Raw genomic sequence first — 18,660 nt, forward strand, 5'->3', positions numbered from 1 at the left:
AGAGAAGTGATTTGGCCGAAACTCGAACATTATTGTCCAAAGCGCGATAACCAGCCACCGCCCTCCGCCGTATCGTCCTGGCTTGTTCTACAGGATGAATGCCATGCTCTATCTATTACTGGCGCTGTTCGGCGGACTCAGCGGTGTCACGACCGTGTTGTTCGGCTTTGGTGGCGGCTTCGTCGTGGTGCCGGTGCTGTATGGCGTACTGACCGCCATGCATGGTGCAAACTCCGGCGCAACCCCGGGCGCCATCGACCTCATCGGCCAGTCCGCGATGCATATCGCCGTCGCTACGTCCACCTGCGTGATGGTGGTGAACGCCATCGCCGCGACGCGCAAGCATCAGCGCGCGGGCACACTCTTGCGGGCGTACATCTGGCCGCTGGCGGCTTATATCGCCGTGGGCGCGCTGCTGGGCGCGTGGGCCGCCACGCGCGTCAGCGGCGAGCTGGTGCGTTGGGCCTTCATCGCCTACCTGGCCGTGACCATCCTGGACTGCCTGCTGCGCCAGGGCTTCCTGGCACAAGCCGACGCCCACGCGCCCGCGCCCTTGGGCCGAGGCGTTGTGGTGGGTGGCGGCGTGGTGATCGGCGCCATCGCTACGTTTCTGGGCGTGGGCGGCAGCGTGATGACGGTGCCGCTGCTGCGCCGTCGCGGCCTGCCGATGGCCCAGGCGGCGGCGATGGCAAACCCGTTGACCTTGCCGGTGGCCATCGTGGGCACCGTGGCCTACATGGCGGCGGCGCGCAGCCTGCCTGCCCCGCTTGCGCCGTGGATCATCGGCTATGTCGACCTGCTGGCTTTCGCGGTGCTGGCGCTGGGCTCGTTGGCGGGCATCCGGCTGGCAGCCCCACTGATTCCCCGCATTCCCGACCGCCTGCACGCACGCATCTACATCGCGCTGCTGGCGCTGGTGATGGTGAGCATGCTGCTGATCTGACTGGCCGTCGCAACGAACTACAACGGCAACTACGTAGGATGGGTGCAGCGCGCGGTGTCCGCGGCTAGATCGCCGGGGCACCATCGCGCGTAACCCATCTGGCAGCGGTCAGATTTATATCCATCGGCGGCTGATGGGTTGCGCGCGTTTGGCGCTTGGATTTTTCTGAACGTCTCCTCGCGCTACACCCATCCTACGACCGTCCCGTCAATACTGGGTTGCTGTCGCCTGGCCATCACATCATGCGCAGGGCACATTCGTGGGCCGCAACTTTCCATGCGCGCACACCTGCCGACACATCGCGACCAGCAGCCACTACGAAACCACGCAAAACGTTTCCGCCGCCGCCGCAGGGGCTTCCTTCCTACAGGGCCGCGCCCGCTCGTGGCCTGCCGACACAGGAAAACACATCGCGAAACTTGCGCCTGGGCACGTGGGGTCTTCATCATGGTTGGACACTTAACCGGAACACGGAGGTTTCATGCAGCGTTCCACTTACGCATTCCTATCCGCCGCCATCCTGACGACGGCGCTGTCCGGTGCTCCCGCGATGGCGCAGAACGCCAGCCAGCCGGCCGCTCAGCCGCAGATGGCGCCCGCCATCACCCAACCCACCGACCAGCAACTGCAGCGCTTTGCGTCGGCATCGCAGAAGGTGTCGGGCGTGGTTGACGAATACCGTCCCAAGGTCGACGCCGCGAAGACCAACGACGACAAGCAGAAGGTCGTGCAGGAAGCCGACGCGAAGATGGTGCAGCTGGTGCGCGCCGACGGCCTGACGGTTGAAGAATTCAACGGCATCGGCCAGGCCGTGCAGAAGGATCCGCAGTTGAAGCAAAAGGTGATGAACCTGAGCCAGGGCAAGTCGAAGTAGGACATACAGGCATGACCGGCCGGACCGGGGATTGTCCGGCCCGCGCCACGCGTTCTTTGAGCGCGTGGCGCTTTTCATTTGCGCGTTGCGATTTGCGCTTCCGATCCGCGCTGCCCACTCGCGCCACGTTTTCCGCGCCACCGGAAAGCAGTATCCTGGCTGCCGGTTCTGCTATCGACCCCATCTGGAAGGAGCACGGCATCTTGACCCCGGATCTCACCCTGTATGACCTGGCTGGCGCCGACGAGACGCTGCGCTTCAGCCCGCATTGCTGGAAAACGCACATGGCGCTGGCCCACAAGGGGCTGTCGGCCAAGACCGTGCCGTGGCGCTTCACCGAAAAAGAAGCCATCGAATTTTCAGGCCAGAAGCTGGTGCCCGTGCTGGTGCATGACGAGCACATGGTCAACGATTCGTGGCGTATTGCCTGCTATCTGGAAGACACCTTCCCCGAGCGGCCACCGCTGTTCAATGGCGAGGGCGGCCGCGCGCTCGGCTTATTCGCGAACTCCTGGGCGGACGCCACCTTGGTGCCAACGCTGGCGCGCTTGCTGCTGCCCACCATCCACGAGCTGATCCACGAGAAGGACAAGGACTATTTCCGCGCCTCGCGCGAAAAGCGCTTTGGCAGGCTTGAAGATCTGCCGGCCGGTTACGCCGAACAGATCGACCTATTGCGAACAGCGCTTCAGCCTTTGCGCCACACGCTGGGCAAGCAGCCTTTTTTGTCGGGCGCACTGCACGGCTATGCCGACTATGCCGTCTTCGGCATGTTCATGTGGGCACGCTGCACCAGCCCGCTTGAACTGTTGGCCGAAGACGACCCCGTATACGCGTGGCGTGAACGGCTGCTGGACGCCTTTGGCGGCCTGGCGCGCAAGGCGCCGACCGCGGTCCGCTAAGAGGGGCCACCAAGCGGGCTTGCCAAGGCGGCTTGCCAATACGGCCCGCTAATAGGGACCGCTAAGAGGTCCCCCGCTGATCAGGTCTTCAGGCGGTAACCCGTCTTGAAGATCCAGCGCACGCCGATCAGGCATGCCAGCAGGAACACCAGCGTCATGCCCACGCTGACGCCCAGGCTGACGTCCGATACGCCATAGAACGCCCAGCGAAAGCCGCTGACCAGGTAGACCACCGGGTTGAACAAGGTGGCGGTCTGCCAGAACGGCGGCAGCATCTTGATGGAATAGAAGGTGCCGCCCAGGAAGGTCAGCGGCGTGACGATCATCAGCGGAATGATCTGCAGCTTCTCGAAGCCGTCAGCCCACACACCGATGATGAAGCCGAACAGGCTGAAGGTCACGGCGGTCAGTACCAGGAAGCCCAGCATCCAGAAGGGGTGGGCAACCTCGAACGACACAAACAGCCGCGCCGTGGCCAGCATGATCAGCCCCAGGATGATGGATTTGCTGGCCGCCGCCCCCACATAGCCCATGACTATTTCCACGTACGAGATAGGCGCGGAATGGATCTCATAGATGGTGCCGGAAAACCTGGGCATGTAGATGCCGAACGAGGCGTTGGCGATGCTTTGGGTCAACAGCGACAGCATGATCATGCCGGGCACGATGAAAGCCCCGTAGCTGACTCCGTCGATCTCGACCATGTGCGAGCCGATGGCCGAGCCGAACACCACGAAATACAGCGACGTGGAAATCACGGGCGACAACACGCTTTGCATCAGCGTGCGCCAGGCGCGGGCCATTTCAAACAGGTAGATAGCGCGTATGGCGTAGAAGTTCATGATTGACCGTGTACCAGGCTGACGAAGATGTCCTCAAGCGAGCTTTCCGATGAACTCAAGTCGGTGAATTCGATCTGGAGCCGGCCCAGGTCCTGCAGCAACTGCGAAATCTGGCCGCCGCCCTGGTTGTCATAGGTATAGACCAGCGTGTAGCCGTCGGCGGACAGGTCCAGTTGATAGGCGTCCAGCGCGGTGGGAATACCCGGCAGCGGCGCCTTCAGGGTCAGGCTCAGTTGGCGCTTGCCCAGCTTGGCCATCAGCGCGTTCTTTTCTTCCACCAGGATGATCTCACCCTGGCGGATCACGCCGATGCGGTCGGCCATTTCCTGCGCTTCTTCGATGTAGTGAGTGGTCAGGATGATGGTGACGCCGCTTTCACGCAACCGCCGCACCATTTCCCACATGCCGCGCCGCAATTCCACGTCCACGCCCGCCGTGGGCTCGTCCAGGAACAGAATGGCCGGCTCATGCGACAGCGCCTTGGCGATCATCACGCGGCGCTTCATGCCGCCCGACAAGGCCATGATGCGGCTGTCCTTCTTGTCCCACAGCGACAAATCGCGCAGCACTTTTTCTATGTAGGCCGGGTTGGCCGGCTTGCCGAACAGGCCCCGGCTGAACGTAACCGTGTTCCACACGCTTTCGAATGCGTCGGTGGAAATTTCCTGGGGCACGAGTCCGATCTTGGAACGCGCCGCGCGAAAGTCCGACACGATGTCATGGCCATCGGCCAGCACGCGGCCGTCGGACGGGTTGACGATGCCGCAGATGATGCTGATCAGCGTCGTCTTGCCCGCGCCGTTCGGCCCGAGCAAGGCGAAGATTTCACCGCGCTGAATATCCAGGTTGACGCCCTTGAGCGCCTGGAATCCCGAGGCGTATCGCTTGGATAAACCTTGAATTGAAATAACCGGCTGCACACAAGCCCCCAACGTGATCGATAGCCGGGGATTTTACTCGTTACACCAGGGCCGCTTGGTCGGCCTGGTGGAACGCTGTGTTTGACATCTGGAAACTACCGCCCCCAGCGCAGCACCAGGGGGTCCAGCCGGCGGGCGGTTTCCAGCAGGCCCTGGCGCACCTCGTCGCGCATGGGCGGGAACGGATGCCGGGGCGCGTCGCAATCAATCACCCCGCCCGCCTTCATCAAGGCCTTGGCCGTCAGAATGCCACCCTGGCGGTTTTCATAGTTGATCAGCGGCAGCCAGCGTTCATACAGGCGGTAGGCCTCGTCGCGCTGGCCCGCGCGATGCGCCTCGATGATGGGGCGGATACCGTCGGCAAAGCCGCCGCCCGTCATCGACCCCGTGGCGCCGGCATCCAGGTCCGGCAGCAGCGTGATGGCCTCTTCGCCATCCCAGGGGCCTTCGATGGCCGCCCCGCCCAGCGCAATCAGGTCACGCAGCTTCGAGGCCGCGCCCGCGGTCTCGATCTTGAAATACGAAACCTGTTCGATCTCGCGCGCCATCTTCGCCAGCAGCGCGGCCGACAGCGGCGTGCCCGCCACCGGGGCGTCCTGGATCATGATGGGAATATCCACCGCGTCCGACACCTGCTGGAAGAAGGCTTCAATCTGCGCTTCGGGCACCCGGATGGTGGCGCCGTGATACGGCGGCATGATCATCAGCATGGCGGCGCCCTGGTCTTGCGCGCGCCGGCTGCGCGCCGCGCAGACGCGCGAGCCGAAGTGCGTAGTGGTGACGATGACCGGCACGCGGCCGCTTACGTGTTCAAGAATGGTCCGCGTCAGCACCTCGCGCTCGTCGTCCGACAGCACGAACTGCTCCGAGAAATTGGCCAGGATGCACAGGCCATCCACGCCAGAATCGATCATGAAGTCCACCGCGCGCTTCTGGCTGGGCAGGTCCAGCTCGCCCGATTCGGTGAACGTGGTGGGCACCACCGGGAAGATGCCGCGATAGCGCGGCGCCTGGGGTGCCGGGGTCGGGGTTTTGCTTGGAGTCAAAGGCATGGGCATGGGTTTGGTCATGACGGCGGCTTACTCGATGATGTTGAAATCGTTCAGATATTCGGTCTTCAGCGTCAGCCCCAGCCCGGGCTTGTTGTCGTCCAGGTCGATAAATCCTTCCTTGGCCACCGGCTCGCCGTCGAAAATGTAGTAGAACAACTCGTTGCCGACTTCCACATCAAACATCGGAAAGTACTCGCTCATGGGCGAGGCCAGCGTGCTCATCGTCAGGTGGTAGTTGTGCATCTGGCCGGCATGCGGAATGACCGGCACGCTGTAGGCTTCGCACAGCGCGTTGATCTTGTGCGCCGCCGTGATGCCGCCCACGCGGTTGGTGTCGTACTGCACCACCGACACTGCCTTCCTGTCCAGCAGTTGCTTGAACCCATACAGCGAAAATTCGTGCTCGCCGCCCGAGATCGGAATCGAGGTCAGTTGGTTCAGCTCGGCGTAGCCGTCGATGTCATCCGCAATCACAGGCTCTTCCAGCCAGCGCGGCTCAAACTTTTCAAGCTTGGGCAGGATGCGCTTGGCGTATTCCAGGTTCCAGCCCATATAGCATTCCAGCATCAGGTCCGTGTCGTAGCCGATGACTTCGCGGATGGCCTCCACCGATTTCAGGTTCTCGACCACGCCCTTTTGCAAATGCGCGGGCCCATAGCCAAAGCGCATCTTGAACGCGGTGAAGCCCTGGTCCAGATAGGTTTGCGCCTCGTCCTGCATGGCTTTCAGGTCGGTGCGGTACAGCTTGGAGTAATAGACGGGAATCTTCTCCTTGGTGCGCCCGCCCAGGAGCTTGAAGACGGGCTTGCCCACCGACTTGCCCAGGATGTCCCAGATAGCCAGGTCCACGCCGGAAATCGCCGCCATCGTCACGCCCTTGCGGCCCCACGCATGCGTGGCGCGGTACATGCGCTGCCACAGGTATTCGTAGTCCCAGGGGTCCTGTCCCACCACCAGGGGCGACAGGTACTGGTCGATGATGGTCTTGGCCACGCGCGGGGCCAGCGCCACATTGCCCAGCCCGACGATGCCGTCGTCCGTTTCCACTTCCACCACCGTCCAGCCATGAAAGCGGAACGTGCTCATGGTTTCCTCGCGTGAATAGAGCAGGTCCATGGCGTTGGAGCAGAAGTTGCCTTGCGGCGGCACGGTCTTGCCGGTCCATTCAAAAACGCGGGCGCGGACGGATTTGATCTTCATGGTGTGATCCTGTTCAAACAAAAGAGGTTCGGTGCGATGCGCCCATGCGGCAGGCGATCAGGAACGCCTGCCAGGTGGCGTCCACATTGGCGCGGCCCTGGCCCGCGATGTCGTAGGCAGTGCCGTGCGCGGGCGTGGTGATGGGAATGGGCAGGCCGCCCTGCACCGTGACGCCGCGCGAAAAGCCCAGCAGCTTGATCGCGATCTGCCCCTGGTCGTGATACATGGTGACAATCGCCTGGAACTGGCCGGCCTGCGCTTTCAAGAAAATCGTGTCGGCGGGAAACGGCCCCTGCACCGGCAGCCCTTCCTCGTTCATCTGGCGCACGGCGGGCTCGATGATGTCGACTTCTTCGCGCCCGCATGTGCCGCCGTCACCGCCGTGCGGGTTGAAGGCCGCCACCGCCACGCGCGGCGCGGCGATGCCATTGGCCTGCAATGACCGATAGATCAGGCGCGTGGCGGCCTTGATGCCGTCAACGCTAAGCGCGGCGGCGGCGTCCTTGAGCGGAATGTGTGACGACACGCGCGAGGTCCATAGATCGCCCAGCGTATTGAATTCACAGAAGTAGCCGGTCACGCCCAGGTACTGAGCAAAGTGATGCAGCTCGTCGTCGTGCCGCAAGCCGCCCTGCTTCATGGCGTACTTGTTCAAGGGCGCAAAGCAGATGGCGTCGATATGCCCGTTGCGCGCCGCGTCCATGCAAGCGTTCAGTACTTGCAGCACCGACGCGCCGCCGGGCGCCTCGGCCTGCCCCACGGTCACCTGGTCGGCCCGCACGGTGTCCATGGCCAGCCATGCGGGCTGGTGGGTATCGGCGCGGCTTCGCACCGCGGCCATGCTGTCCACGGCTTGCGTCGGCACCTGCACGCCCGCCACGCGCTGGCCTTCGCGCCACAACCAGGCATCGCCCACCAGCACGATGTTGGCGCGCTCGCACGCTTCGGGTCGGGCCAGCAGGCGGGCGATCAGCTCGGCGCCGATGCCGGCCGGGTCGCCCAGGGTCAGGGCAATAACGGGTTTTTGCTGCGTGTCCATGTCAGGTCATTCCACGGAAATGTTGTTCTTCTTGATGATGCTGGCGTAGCGCTGGTTCTCGGCGGTATGAAACTGCGCGAACTGCGCCTGGCTCATCGGGGTGATGTCCGCGCCGATCGCCAGCAGCCGGGCCTGCGTTTCAGGCAGGGCCAGGATCTGGTTCACGTCATCGTGGATGCGCTTCTGGATGGCGGCGGGCGTGCTGGCCGGCATGTAGATGCCGTACCAGGCGCTCATCTCCACGCCGGGCACACCGGCCTCGGCCATGGTGGGCACATCGGGAAGCTGGGGATTGCGGCGGGCGCTCAGCACCGCCAGCGCCCGCACTTTGCCGCTCTTGATATGCGGGATGACGGACGACGCCGTTTCAAACGCCATCTGCACCTGTCCGCCCATCAGGTCCACCATGGCGGGGCCGCTGCCGCGATACGGAATGTGCGTCATCTGCACGCCCGTGGCGTCCTTGAACAATTCGGCGGCAATGTGCTGCGTGCTGCCCGAGCCGCTGCTGGCGAAATTGAATTCGCCCGGACGTTGCTTGATCAGCGCAATAAGCGCCTGCACGGACTCGGCGGGCACCTGGTTGTTGACCACCAGGATGTTCGGCACCGCCCCCACGAACACCACCGGCGTCAGGTCACGGTCATTGTCGTAACCCAGCTTCAGCAGATGCGGGGCGATGGCGTGGGCGGTCGAGACCCCCATCACCATGGTATGGCTGTCGGCCGACTTCGCCGCCTGGTCCGCCGCCAGCGTGTTGGAGGCGCCCGGCTTGTTTTCCACCACCACGGTCTGTTTCAGCATCGGGCCCAGGCGGTCAGCCACGGCGCGTGCCATGGCGTCGGTGCCGCCGCCGGGCGCGGAGCCCACCAACAGGCGCAGGGGTTTGTTCGGCCAGTCGGCGTTTTGCGCCTGGGCGGGTGCCAGGCTTGTCAGGCACAGCGCGGCGGCGGCCAGGGCGGCGAAGGCGCGAATGGCGCGGCTCTTACGGATCTTCATGGTTTGTCTCCTTGATATTTCTTCGCCGCTTACGGCTTTTGTTGTGAAGCCATCTTAGAAACATCGCCTGTTTCCGTAAAATGAAACTTTTGCACCAATCGTTCACTACAGGCGATCAATCATGGACCGCACTTTGAATGTTCCCGCCCTGCTTTCGCGGCTGCGCATGCGCCAGATCGTGCTGTTGCTGGCCATCGACGAACGCGGCACGCTGCGGGCCGCGGCGTCGCAACTGAACATGACCCAATCGGCCGCCAGCAAAATGCTGCACGAACTGGAACTGGCGCTGGGGCAGCCGCTGTTTGAACGGGTGGGACGCGGGCTGGCGCTGACGCCGGCCGGCGCCTGCGTGATGGGGTATTTCCGGGGCATGCGCGGCACCATGTCGTCGCTGGCGCGCGAGCTAGACGAACTGCGGCTGGGCAGCGCCGGCAAGCTGTTCATCGGCAGCATCATGGCGGCGTCGCCCGGGCACCTGACCGATGCGCTGCTGCGCTTGAAGCAGACCTATCCGCTGCTCGCCGTAGAGATAGCCACCGGCACCAGCGACCTGCTGATCACCCGCTTGAACGAGGGCAAGCTGGATGTGGTGATCGGCCGAATGCTGACCCTGTCGGATCGCAACTACGTGTTCCGGCCGATCGGCGACGAGGCGCTGTCCGTGATCGCGGCGGTGGACCATCCGCTGGCCGCGCCGCAGTCCGTGCATAAGCGCCTGGACTTTGAGGCGATGCTCGCGTATCCCTGGATTCTGCAACCGCACGGCAGCCCGATGCGCGACGTGATCGAACAGGAATTCCGGTCGCACAACGTAGCGACCCCGCCCGGGCTGATCGAATCGGCGTCCATCCTGACGACCACCAACCTGGCGATGAAGTCGCACATGCTGGGCGTGATTCCGGAATCGGTTGCCAGCCGGTACGCGGCGCATGGCCTGTTGGCGATATTGCCCTACCAGATTCGCCAAACGCTGACCGCCTTCGGCAGCATCGTGCCGCGCGACCGTCCCTTGAGCGCGGCCGGGCAGCACTTTATCGACTTGCTGCACGACAATTGACGATGATGCTTGCGCGTTAGCGGAAAATTAGCGGAATTTACCAACGCCGAGACGTACAATCGCCGATTGCGCAACCCGCGCGTTTTACCCGAGGTTTCCCCGTGAGTGCATTGCCCGCCTGCCCGTCCTGCCAATCCGAATACACCTACGAAGACGGCGGCCTCTACATCTGCCCGGAATGCGCGCATGAGTGGTCGGCCCAAGATACCGCCGCTGTCGTCGAAGAAGCCCGCGTCTACCGCGATTCAGCCGGCAACGTGCTTCAAGACGGCGACACCATCACCGTCATCAAGGACCTGAAGCTCAAGGGCTCAAGCGGCGTGGTGAAGATGGGCACGAAGGTCAAGGGCATCCGCCTGGTCGACAGCGACCACGACATCGATTGCAAGATCGACGGCTTTGGCCAGATGAGCCTCAAGTCGGAATTCGTGAAAAAGATCTGACCCCACGCGCCCACCCGGGCGGCACCGCGCCGCGCGGGTGGGCGGCCATTCAAGGCTGCGAATTCAAAGATCTTCGTCTTCCGCCGCTTTGGGCATCAGGTACGCCGTGAGCGTGCTGGACATGCCCGCCATCACCCACAGCACGAAGAACGACACCGTGTAAAAGCCCACGCGCCCGGTGGGCACGTGCCCGAAGATCGCCACATCCAGCGGGTCGATCAGCGCGAAGATCAGCGCGCTGCCTATCCCGGCCGCCAGGAACGACGGCCACAGAATCCACATCAATGAACGCAGGCCCATCTGTGCTCTCCCTGCTTAAGGCTTGGCTTGCGCGGCGCCCGCGCCCTCGCTCGCCGGGGGTGCAACCTGTTCGATGACCAGGCCGCGCTTGACCACGCCGTCCTGGATAGGCTCGTGGATGAAGTTGCTGTAGGCGAAGTAGATCGTGACAAAGCATCCGATCATGGCCGCGAACGGGCCGGCCATCAGAATCCACGGCCAGGGTTCCTGGTACCAGGGTTTCGGGATCGGGGCGTGTTGGGCAAGTGTCATGAGCAGTCCTTGGCGGGCTTAATCGGGTACGTAGAAACTGGCGGCTTCGTCGGTCTGGATGGACCGGTTTTCGCCGTCGTGGCCGCGCGCGCGCAGCGTGATGGGATGGGCGCCAGGTTCCACGCCCGCGGGCGCCCGGATCACCATGGGCACCAGCTTGTTGGCCGCCGCTTCCACGTCGACCGTGTCCGAGCCTGCGCGGCCGGCCATCACTTGCAGGCCGGGCATGCCGTCGGCCGACAGGCGCAGCCGCATTGCCGTGTCCGACGTGTTGATGATTTGCAGGCGGTAGACGTTTTCAATCTGGCCACCCGCCACTTCGCGCCCCAGCGCGCCCCGGTCGCGGATGACGTCCACCCGCAAGGGGTTGCGCATCGCCAGCGAGGCAACAAACGCCACGGCAAGGATCAGGATCAGCGTGCCGTAGATCAGCACGCGCGGGCGCAACAGATGCGAACGCGCGCTTTGGGCGCTCAGGCCGTCTTGCATGGCGCGGTCCGACGTGTACCGAATCAACCCGGGTTCGTACTGCATCTTGTCCATGACCTGTTCGCAGGCGTCGATACAGGCGCCGCAGCCGATGCACATGTATTGCAGGCCGTCGCGGATGTCGATGCCGGTGGGGCAGACCTGCACGCACAGGCTGCAATCCACGCAGTCACCCATGCCGGCCGCCTTGTGGTCGACCTTGCGCGAGCGCCCGCCACGCGGGTCGCCACGGCGCTTGTCATAGGTCACGACGAAGGTGTCGGGGTCCACCATGACGCTCTGGAAGCGGGCGTACGGGCACATGTACTTGCACACGGATTCGCGCATGAAGCCCGCGTTGCCCCAGGTGGCAAAGCCGTAGAACAGCATCCAGAACCATTGCCACGGGCCCAGTTGCAGCGTGTACAGTTCATGGCCCAGTTCGCGGATGGGCGCGAAATAGCCGATGAAGGTGGACCCCGTCCACCAGGCCAGCGCAATCCACAAAAAGTGCTTGGTAATTTTCAGGCGTGCCTTGCGCAGGCTCCACGGCGACTCGTCCAGGCGAATGCGCGCAATGCGGTCGCCTTCGACCTTGCGCTCGATCCACATGAAGATTTCGGTGTAAACGGTTTGCGGACAGGCGTAGCCGCAGAACAGCCGGCCCGCCACGGCGGTGAACAGGAACAGCGCCAGCGCCGAGATCACCAGCAGCACGGCCAGGTACACCACGTCTTGCGGCCACAGCACCAACCCGAACAGGTAGAACTTGCGCGCGCCCAGGTCGAACAGCACGGCCTGGCGGCCATTCCATTGCAGCCAGGGCAAGCCGTAGAAGATGAGCTGGGTGATGAACACGAACGCAATGCGCCAGCGGGCGAAGATGCCGCTGACGGATCGCGGATAGATCTTGCTGCGCACGCCCGCCAGCGTCTGCTCCAGGGTTTCAGCCCCGGGGCGTGGCGGCCGGGTGTGCGGGCGCCAGGGCGGCGGGTCGCCGCCAGGCGGCGTGCCCACGCTTGCGGTTGACCCATCATCCATATGCTGCTCCGTACGGTGAATCCGATGATGTGGGGCCGGCCGTGCGCGGCCCGCCCCACCTAAGCGCCGCTGGCCGACTTACTTGACCAAGGGCGCGGTGCCGACTGCGACGGTGCCGACCGCCGCGGTATCGACCGCCGGGGTTCCTGCCGCCGGGGTATCGACCGCTTTGGTATCGACGGCCTTGGTATCAACCGCCTTGGCATCAACCGCCTGCGCTTCTCCCGCAGCGTCGGGCTTGTTCGACAAGCCCCACACCCAGGCCGTCAACACCTTGATCTGTTCAGGATTCAGGATGTGCTCGTGCGCGGGCATGCGGTTGTCGCGACCGTCCAGGATGGTCTTCACGATCGACGCTTCCGACGACCCGTACAGCCACACGTCGTCGGTCAGGTTGGGCGCGCCCATCAGTTGGTTGCCCTTGCCGTCCACGCCGTGGCAGGCCACACAGAAGTTGCCGAACTCGCGCTTGCCACGAAACACGCGAATGGGGTCCGCCGTCAGGCCCGACAAGGAACGCACGTACTGCGCGATGTCGCCCGCCGCCTTGGCGTCAATGGCAGACTTCCAGGGCGGCATTACGCCATGGCGGCCTTCCTTGATGGTCTTCATGATGACTTCCGGCGAACCGCCGTGCAGCCAGTCGCCATCGGTCAGGTTGGGAAAGCTGGGGCCGCCCTTGGCGTCCGAGCCATGGCATTGCGCGCAGTTGTTCAGGAACAGGCGCTGGCCGATTTCACGGGCGCCCATGTCTTGCGCAATCTGCGGCACGGTCATGGTTTCAAAACGCGCGTAGATGGGGCGCACGGCGTTGGCCATCTGGGCCTGGTGCCGCGCCACTTCTTCCGTGCTGCTGTAGCCCAGCTGGCCCTTGTACGAGCCCAGCCCCGGCATGAAGAACAGATAGCCCAGCGCGAACAGGCAGGCCAGCAGGTACATCCACGTCCACCACGTGGGAACGGGGTTGTTCAGTTCGGTCAGGTCGCCATCCCACACGTGGCCGGTGTCTTCCACCTGCCCGGCGGCAGGCTTGGCGCCCAGCCAGCGGCGCTGCGTGTACAGCAGCCACACGCACCAGAGCACGCCGCCCACGGCGACCACCGAAATGAATATCCCCCAGAAGCCATTGACGAAATCGCTCATGATCGATTCGCTCCATCTTGTTGTGCCTGGCCGAATTCATCGGGCAGGGCGAACGGCAACAGGGCCGCATCGCGGTTGGCGCCCTGGCGGCCGCGCGAGCAGGCCCACCAGACGATGCCGAAAAAGGTCGCCATCGAAATGGCGGTAACGATTGCGCTCAGGTAAGCCACCATGATCAGCCTCCCGTGGCCGGTTGTGTGACCGCCTGCTCGGCGGGTTGCACAGCGGACTGCGCGGCCGATTCAGCGGCCTTCCTGGCCTCTTCCGCCTTCCTGGCCTCTTCCGCCTGCTTGGCTTCGGCCGCCTGCTTGGCGCGGCGCACGCCCACGCCCAGGCTTTGCAGGTAATCCACCAGCGCGTCCTCTTCCGTCTTGCCTTCGATTTCCTTCGGCGCGGCGGCGATCTGTTCATCCGTGTACGGCACGCCCAGCGTGCGCAAGGCACGCATGCGCTCGGCCACGTTCTGGCCGGTGATCACCGTCTTTTGCAGCCAGGGATAGGCGGGCATGTTCGATTCCGGCACCACCTTGCGCGGGTCGCGCAAGTGGATGCGGTGCCAATCGTCGGAATAGCGTTCCCCCACGCGCGCCAGGTCGGGCCCGGTGCGCTTGGAACCCCACAGGAACGGGTGGTCGAAGACCGATTCCGCCGCCGTCGAATACGACCCATAGCGTTGCACTTCGGCGGCCAGCACGCGCACTTGTTGCGAATGGCAGCCCACGCAGCCTTCACGGATGTATACGTCGCGGCCCATCAGCCGCAGCGGGCTGTAGGGCTCGACGCCCGCCACGGGCTGGGTGGTGCTGTGCTGGAAGAACAGCGGAATGATCTGAACCAGGCCCGCGAAGGACACCACCAGGATGCTCGCGATGATCATCCAGCCGATGTTCTTCTCAAGCGTCTGGTGAGAAAAGAAGCCGGTTTTATTGTTGGCCATGATGTCCTCGTCAAGCAGTGGCCGGCACGACGGGCGCGACAGGCGCGGCGACCGACGGGCGAGCGGCATGGGGATCGTCTTCGGGAATGGCGGGGTTGACCGGCAGCGCACCGCGCACCGTCATCCACACGTTCCAGGCCATCACGAACACCCCCGACAGGAACAAGGTGCCACCCAGCAAGCGGATCAGGTAGTACGGCGCGCGCGTCTTCAGTTCTTCAACGAAGCTGTAGACCAGGGTACCGTCGCTTGCGGTGTCACGCCACATCAGGCCCTGCTGCACGCCGGCAATCCACATGGCGGCGATGTACAGCACCACGCCGATGGTGGCGATCCAGAAGTGCAGTTCGATGGCCTTCACGCTGTACATCTTTTCGCGGCCGTACAGACGCGGGATCAGGTAGTAAAGCGAGCCGAAGGAAATCATCGCCACCCAGCCCAACGCGCCGGAATGCACGTGGCCGATGGTCCAGTCCGTGTAGTGCGATAGCGAATTGACCGTGCGGATCGACATCATCGACCCTTCGAACGTGGACATGCCGTAGAACGACAGCGCGGTGACCATGAACTTCAGGATCGGGTCGGTGCGCAGCTTGTACCAGGCCCCTTGCAGCGTCATGATGCCGTTGATCATCCCGCCCCAGGACGGCGCCAGCAGAATCAGCGAAAACGTCATGCCCAGCGATTGCGTCCAGTCAGGCAGCGACGTGTACAGCAAGTGGTGCGGACCCGCCCACATGTAGGTGAAGGCCAGCGCCCAGAAGTGGACGATGGACAGGCGATACGAATAGATCGGGCGGCCGGCCTGCTTGGGCACGAAGTAATACATCATGCCCAGGAAGCTGGTGGTCAGGAAGAAACCCACGGCGTTGTGGCCATACCACCACTGCACCATGGCGTCCTGCACGCCGGCGTAAGCCGAGTACGACTTCCACATCGAGACCGGCATTTCAATGTTGTTGAAGATGTGCAGGATGGCGATGGTGAGGATGTACGAGCCAAAGAACCAGTTGGCCACGTAGATGTGCTTGGACCGGCGCTTGATGATGGTGCCGAAGAAAACGATGGCATAGGCCACCCAGACCAGCGTGATCAGGATGTCGATGGGCCATTCGAGTTCGGCGTATTCCTTGCTGCTGGTGAACCCCATCGGCAAGGTGATGGCGGCGGCAACGATAACGACTTGCCAGCCCCAGAACGTGAAGGCGGCAAGCTTGTCGCAGAACAGCCGCGTCTGACAGGTGCGCTGGACCACGTAGTACGACGTGGCGAACAACGCGCTGCCGCCGAAGGCGAAGATCACCGCGTTGGTGTGCAGCGGGCGCAGGCGGCCGTAGCTGAGCCATGCGGTGTCGAAATTCAACTGAGGCCAAATCAGCTGCGCGGCGATAAAAACGCCCACAGCCATGCCGACAATCGCCCAAACCACCGTCATGAGCGCGAACTGCCTCACGATCTTGTAGTTGAAGGTGTCGGCCTTGCTTGCGATTGCGGCGCAATCGTTCATCACCCTTCCCCCAAAGTAACAAATAGCTCCAGGCTTGAATGATGGGACCGGGTCTAGAAGTCGGCGTTGATATGGATCAAGCGCGCGTGGGGCAGCAAGGGAACGCGGCAACGCCGCAACGCATCAGCAAGGGTTTGTTATGAATTGAAGCCGCTGCCGCTGGCGCGGCCGCTGTCGTCGTCGCGCAGGATCGCCGTGCCGGCGCTGTCGGTATCGTCGTACTGGCCGTTGAACACGGCCCACCAGAGCGCTACGCCGATGGCCAGCACGAACAGCAGGGACAAGGGCAGCAGCAAGTAGAGAATGGTCATTGCGCTGCTTCCATCTTGGCCACGTCCAGCGCGCCCGCATTGGTTGCGCTGCCGGACCAGTCGCGGCGGCACAGGCGCCACGAGTTATAGGCAACCGCCAAGGACGACACCAGCATCGTGATGGCGGCCAGCCAAGGCTGCACCCAGCCCATCAACGCCAATGGCGTCATCAGCAGATGCCAGACCAGCGAGCCGTAGAGGTTCTGCCGCGCCTTGTGGCGCGCCTGCCGCAACAGCGCATCCAGCGCGGAGTCGGGCATCGTGGGGTGTGCCGCCAGCGCCGAGTGCGCGGACGCCATCGCCGTGGGCACCGCCATCGACATGGCGCAAGGGCAGCTCATGACCAGCAGCGCCACCATCACGGGCAGGCTGTGGGCGGGGTCGATATAGGCCCAGCCGATGGCGGCGGCCAGCGCCAACGCCACCTGCGCCAGCACGAAACGCGACGCCAGGCGATCGGCGCGAGCGCCCAGGTCCAGCCGCTGCGCCTCCACGCGCTGATGGCGCACCCCGCCCGCCGCGCCGCCAAAGGATTGGCGGGCGCACAGTTCCAGGTAGCGCGCGGTCAGCAGGAACGCCACGAACATCGTGACGGAATCAAAATAGACTTCGCCGCGCCCCGTCCAGGTGGCGTGCACGCTGGGAATGAACGCGGCGACGATGCCCAGCGCCACCGGCACGTCCATGCCGGCGCGGCCGTGGCGCAGGTTGTCGCCGGCATGGCGCCAAATGGGCCAGGCCGAATACAGCACCACGGGAATGGTCAGCGCGAAGCTGGCCCAGTTCATCAGCACGATGGCCCAGTCCAGCGTTTCCAGGGCGTCGGCGGGCATGCTGTCGTGACGCAGGTAGCCGGGCCAGGCAAACATCATCACCTGCATCATCGCCAGCCAGGCCAGCGACAAGCGCACCAAGGCATGGCGACGCTGCTGGCGGTCGGTATCCGACAGGCAGGACGGGACGGCGAAAATCGATTTTGCTCGCATGCGCCGATGGTAACGAGCGCCCCCGCCCAGCACCTTGATCTGGATCAAGCCGCTTTTTGTCGCGGCTTGCCTGGCGTGTCCAGCGTGTCCACAGATCGGATCAAGGGCGTTGCTGGCGCAGCACGTCCACCACCGCGCGAGTCAAGGCGGCCAGATCGTCGCCATCGATCGTCAGCGCCGGTGTCAGGTACACGACGTTGCCAAACGGACGCACCCATACGCCGGCGTCGACCAGCCGGCGCTTCAAGGCTTCGCGGTCGGTGATGCCGTCCAGCTCCACCACGCCAATTGCACCCAGTACGCGCACGTCGCGCACCCAGGGCAATTCACGGCATGGCTCCAGGCCGGTCGCCAAGGCCTGGGACAGCGCTTGCGCCTGCGCCAACCGGGGTTCGGACTCGAACAGATCCAGCGAGGCATTGGCCGCCGCGCACGCCAGTGCATTGCCCATGAACGTGGGGCCGTGCATCAGCGCGTGCGCCGGGTTGTCGGACCAGAAGGCGTCGAACACCCGGTTGCTGGCCACCGTGGCGGCCAGCGGCAGCGTGCCGCCCGTCAGCGCCTTGGACAAGGTGATGATGTCGGGCTTGATGCCGGCCTGCTCAAAGGCGAACATCGTGCCGGTGCGCCCGAAGCCGGTGAAGATTTCGTCAAAGATCAGCAAGAGGCCGTGGCGGTCCGCCAGGCGGCGCAAGCGGCGCAGCACTTCCGGGTCATGCAGCAACATGCCGCCCGCGCCCTGCACCAGCGGCTCGACCAGAATGCCCGCCAGTTGCGGCGCGCGCGCTTGCAGGAATTGATCCAGCGCGGCGTAGGCGGCGTCGTCGCGCGGCAGGTCCACGATGTCGTGCTCGGCCAGCATGCCCCGGTACAGGCTGTGCATGCCGTCGTCGGGGTCGCACACGGCCATGGTGCCGAACGTATCGCCGTGATAGCCGCCCCGAAACGCCACAAAGCGGCTGCGGCCGCGCTCGCCCTGGTTCAGCCAGAACTGCACCGCCATCTTCATGGCGACTTCTACCGCCACCGACCCGGAGTCGGTGTAGAAGACGCGGTCCAGCCCCGGCCCCAGCAAGCCGGCCAGGCGGCGCGCGAGCGTCAGCGCGGGCTCATGGGTCAGGCCCCCGAACATCACATGCGGCATGGCGTCCAGTTGCGCTCGCACGGCCTGGGCGATGTGCGGGTGGTTGTAACCGTGGCAAGCCGTCCACCAGGACGCCACGCCATCAATCAGGCTGCGCCCGTCCGCCAGTTCCAGCCGGCTGCCGTGGCTGCGCACGACGGGCAGCGGCGGCGTCACCGTTTTCATTTGGGCATAGGGAAGCCAGATATGGGGTTGGCCCTGGGCCACCCAGTCGGGCGTGTGCATGGTTAAGCTCCGAAAAAAACAAGCGCGGTCTCATGGCATTCCTGGCGTCCCGGACGCCGGAAAACGCCGTGCGCC

General features: G+C 64.1%; 20 protein-coding genes and 1 pseudogene. 5 read left to right on the top strand and 16 right to left on the bottom strand.

What is annotated here, in order from left to right; all coding sequences use genetic code 11:
- Window positions 1-103: 103 nt before the first annotated feature.
- From P8T11_RS09635 to P8T11_RS09645, 3 genes are all read left to right on the top strand, one after another.
- Window positions 104-943 (top strand): sulfite exporter TauE/SafE family protein, encoded by an 840-nt coding sequence (locus tag P8T11_RS09635; protein WP_268082145.1) that lies wholly within the window; start codon window positions 104-106, stop codon window positions 941-943.
- 481 nt (window positions 944-1,424) lie between these two features.
- Window positions 1,425-1,817 carry a DUF4168 domain-containing protein gene (locus tag P8T11_RS09640; protein WP_268082144.1) on the top strand — a complete coding sequence of 131 codons (393 nt, stop codon included), beginning with the start codon at window positions 1,425-1,427 and terminating at the stop codon, window positions 1,815-1,817.
- Window positions 1,818-2,020: 203 nt separating this feature from the next.
- Window positions 2,021-2,719 (top strand): glutathione S-transferase family protein, encoded by a 699-nt coding sequence (locus tag P8T11_RS09645; RefSeq protein ID WP_268082143.1) that lies wholly within the window; start codon window positions 2,021-2,023, stop codon window positions 2,717-2,719.
- A gap of 80 nt (window positions 2,720-2,799) precedes the next feature.
- On the opposite strand, the gene P8T11_RS09650 is transcribed toward P8T11_RS09645, so the two are convergent.
- The 6 genes from P8T11_RS09650 to P8T11_RS09675 form a co-directional block, all read right to left on the bottom strand.
- Window positions 2,800-3,561 carry an ABC transporter permease gene (locus tag P8T11_RS09650; RefSeq protein ID WP_050445042.1) on the bottom strand — a complete coding sequence of 254 codons (762 nt, stop codon included), beginning with the start codon at window positions 3,559-3,561 and terminating at the stop codon, window positions 2,800-2,802.
- Window positions 3,558-4,481 carry an ABC transporter ATP-binding protein gene (locus tag P8T11_RS09655; protein WP_268082142.1) on the bottom strand — a complete coding sequence of 308 codons (924 nt, stop codon included), beginning with the start codon at window positions 4,479-4,481 and terminating at the stop codon, window positions 3,558-3,560. The genes P8T11_RS09650 and P8T11_RS09655 overlap by 4 nt, the downstream gene beginning before the upstream one ends.
- 95 nt (window positions 4,482-4,576) lie before the next feature.
- Window positions 4,577-5,533, bottom strand: a complete 957-nt coding sequence (locus P8T11_RS09660; protein WP_268082399.1) for a dihydrodipicolinate synthase family protein — start codon at window positions 5,531-5,533, stop codon at window positions 4,577-4,579.
- 27 nt (window positions 5,534-5,560) lie between these two features.
- On the bottom strand, window positions 5,561-6,733 hold the full coding sequence (locus P8T11_RS09665) for an L-rhamnonate dehydratase (RefSeq protein WP_268082141.1): 1,173 nt from the start codon (window positions 6,731-6,733) through the stop codon (window positions 5,561-5,563).
- 13 nt (window positions 6,734-6,746) lie between these two features.
- Window positions 6,747-7,772, bottom strand: a complete 1,026-nt coding sequence (locus P8T11_RS09670) for a 4-hydroxythreonine-4-phosphate dehydrogenase PdxA (protein WP_268082140.1) — start codon at window positions 7,770-7,772, stop codon at window positions 6,747-6,749.
- 6 nt (window positions 7,773-7,778) lie between these two features.
- Window positions 7,779-8,771: a Bug family tripartite tricarboxylate transporter substrate binding protein gene (locus tag P8T11_RS09675; RefSeq protein WP_268082139.1), complete on the bottom strand. Its 993-nt coding sequence runs from the start codon at window positions 8,769-8,771 to the stop codon at window positions 7,779-7,781.
- A gap of 121 nt (window positions 8,772-8,892) precedes the next feature.
- On the opposite strand from P8T11_RS09675, the gene P8T11_RS09680 reads away from it, so the two are divergent.
- Window positions 8,893-9,828: a LysR family transcriptional regulator gene (locus tag P8T11_RS09680; RefSeq protein ID WP_268082138.1), complete on the top strand. Its 936-nt coding sequence runs from the start codon at window positions 8,893-8,895 to the stop codon at window positions 9,826-9,828.
- 101 nt (window positions 9,829-9,929) lie between these two features.
- A complete protein-coding gene (locus tag P8T11_RS09685) occupies window positions 9,930-10,271 on the top strand; it encodes a zinc ribbon domain-containing protein YjdM (RefSeq protein ID WP_268082137.1) in 342 nt (113 codons plus the stop codon).
- Window positions 10,272-10,334: 63 nt separating this feature from the next.
- Here the strand turns inward: P8T11_RS09685 and P8T11_RS09690 are convergent, their stop codons facing one another.
- From P8T11_RS09690 to P8T11_RS09735, 10 genes and pseudogenes are all read right to left on the bottom strand, one after another.
- On the bottom strand, window positions 10,335-10,571 hold the full coding sequence (locus tag P8T11_RS09690) for a hypothetical protein (RefSeq protein WP_100856481.1): 237 nt from the start codon (window positions 10,569-10,571) through the stop codon (window positions 10,335-10,337).
- A 15-nt stretch (window positions 10,572-10,586) separates the two neighbouring features.
- Entirely contained in the window at window positions 10,587-10,823 is a 237-nt protein-coding gene (locus tag P8T11_RS09695; RefSeq protein WP_268082136.1) for a FixH family protein, read from the bottom strand.
- Between the two features lie 18 nt (window positions 10,824-10,841).
- Window positions 10,842-12,332 (bottom strand): cytochrome c oxidase accessory protein CcoG, encoded by a 1,491-nt coding sequence (gene ccoG, locus P8T11_RS09700; protein WP_268082135.1) that lies wholly within the window; start codon window positions 12,330-12,332, stop codon window positions 10,842-10,844.
- Window positions 12,333-12,548: 216 nt separating this feature from the next.
- A pseudogene (gene ccoP, locus P8T11_RS09705) lies at window positions 12,549-13,475 on the bottom strand (cytochrome-c oxidase, cbb3-type subunit III); the annotation flags it as partial.
- Window positions 13,472-13,648 carry a cbb3-type cytochrome oxidase subunit 3 gene (locus P8T11_RS09710; protein ID WP_268082133.1) on the bottom strand — a complete coding sequence of 59 codons (177 nt, stop codon included), beginning with the start codon at window positions 13,646-13,648 and terminating at the stop codon, window positions 13,472-13,474. The pseudogene ccoP and the gene P8T11_RS09710, both read right to left, overlap by 4 nt.
- Window positions 13,649-13,650: 2 nt before the next feature.
- Window positions 13,651-14,412, bottom strand: a complete 762-nt coding sequence (ccoO, locus tag P8T11_RS09715) for a cytochrome-c oxidase, cbb3-type subunit II (RefSeq protein ID WP_268082132.1) — start codon at window positions 14,410-14,412, stop codon at window positions 13,651-13,653.
- Window positions 14,413-14,422: 10 nt separating this feature from the next.
- Window positions 14,423-15,919, bottom strand: a complete 1,497-nt coding sequence (ccoN, locus tag P8T11_RS09720) for a cytochrome-c oxidase, cbb3-type subunit I (RefSeq protein WP_268082131.1) — start codon at window positions 15,917-15,919, stop codon at window positions 14,423-14,425.
- Window positions 15,920-16,056: 137 nt separating this feature from the next.
- Window positions 16,057-16,230: a cbb3-type cytochrome oxidase assembly protein CcoS gene (gene ccoS / locus P8T11_RS09725; RefSeq protein WP_268082130.1), complete on the bottom strand. Its 174-nt coding sequence runs from the start codon at window positions 16,228-16,230 to the stop codon at window positions 16,057-16,059.
- Entirely contained in the window at window positions 16,227-17,216 is a 990-nt protein-coding gene (locus P8T11_RS09730; RefSeq protein ID WP_268082129.1) for a hypothetical protein, read from the bottom strand. Before P8T11_RS09730 ends, ccoS begins: the two co-directional genes overlap by 4 nt.
- 100 nt (window positions 17,217-17,316) lie before the next feature.
- Entirely contained in the window at window positions 17,317-18,585 is a 1,269-nt protein-coding gene (locus P8T11_RS09735; RefSeq protein WP_268082128.1) for an adenosylmethionine--8-amino-7-oxononanoate transaminase, read from the bottom strand.
- Window positions 18,586-18,660 lie beyond the last annotated feature (75 nt).

The sequence above is a fragment of the Achromobacter spanius genome (assembly GCF_029637605.1).
GTDB classification, from domain to species: domain Bacteria; phylum Pseudomonadota; class Gammaproteobacteria; order Burkholderiales; family Burkholderiaceae_B; genus Achromobacter; species Achromobacter spanius_E.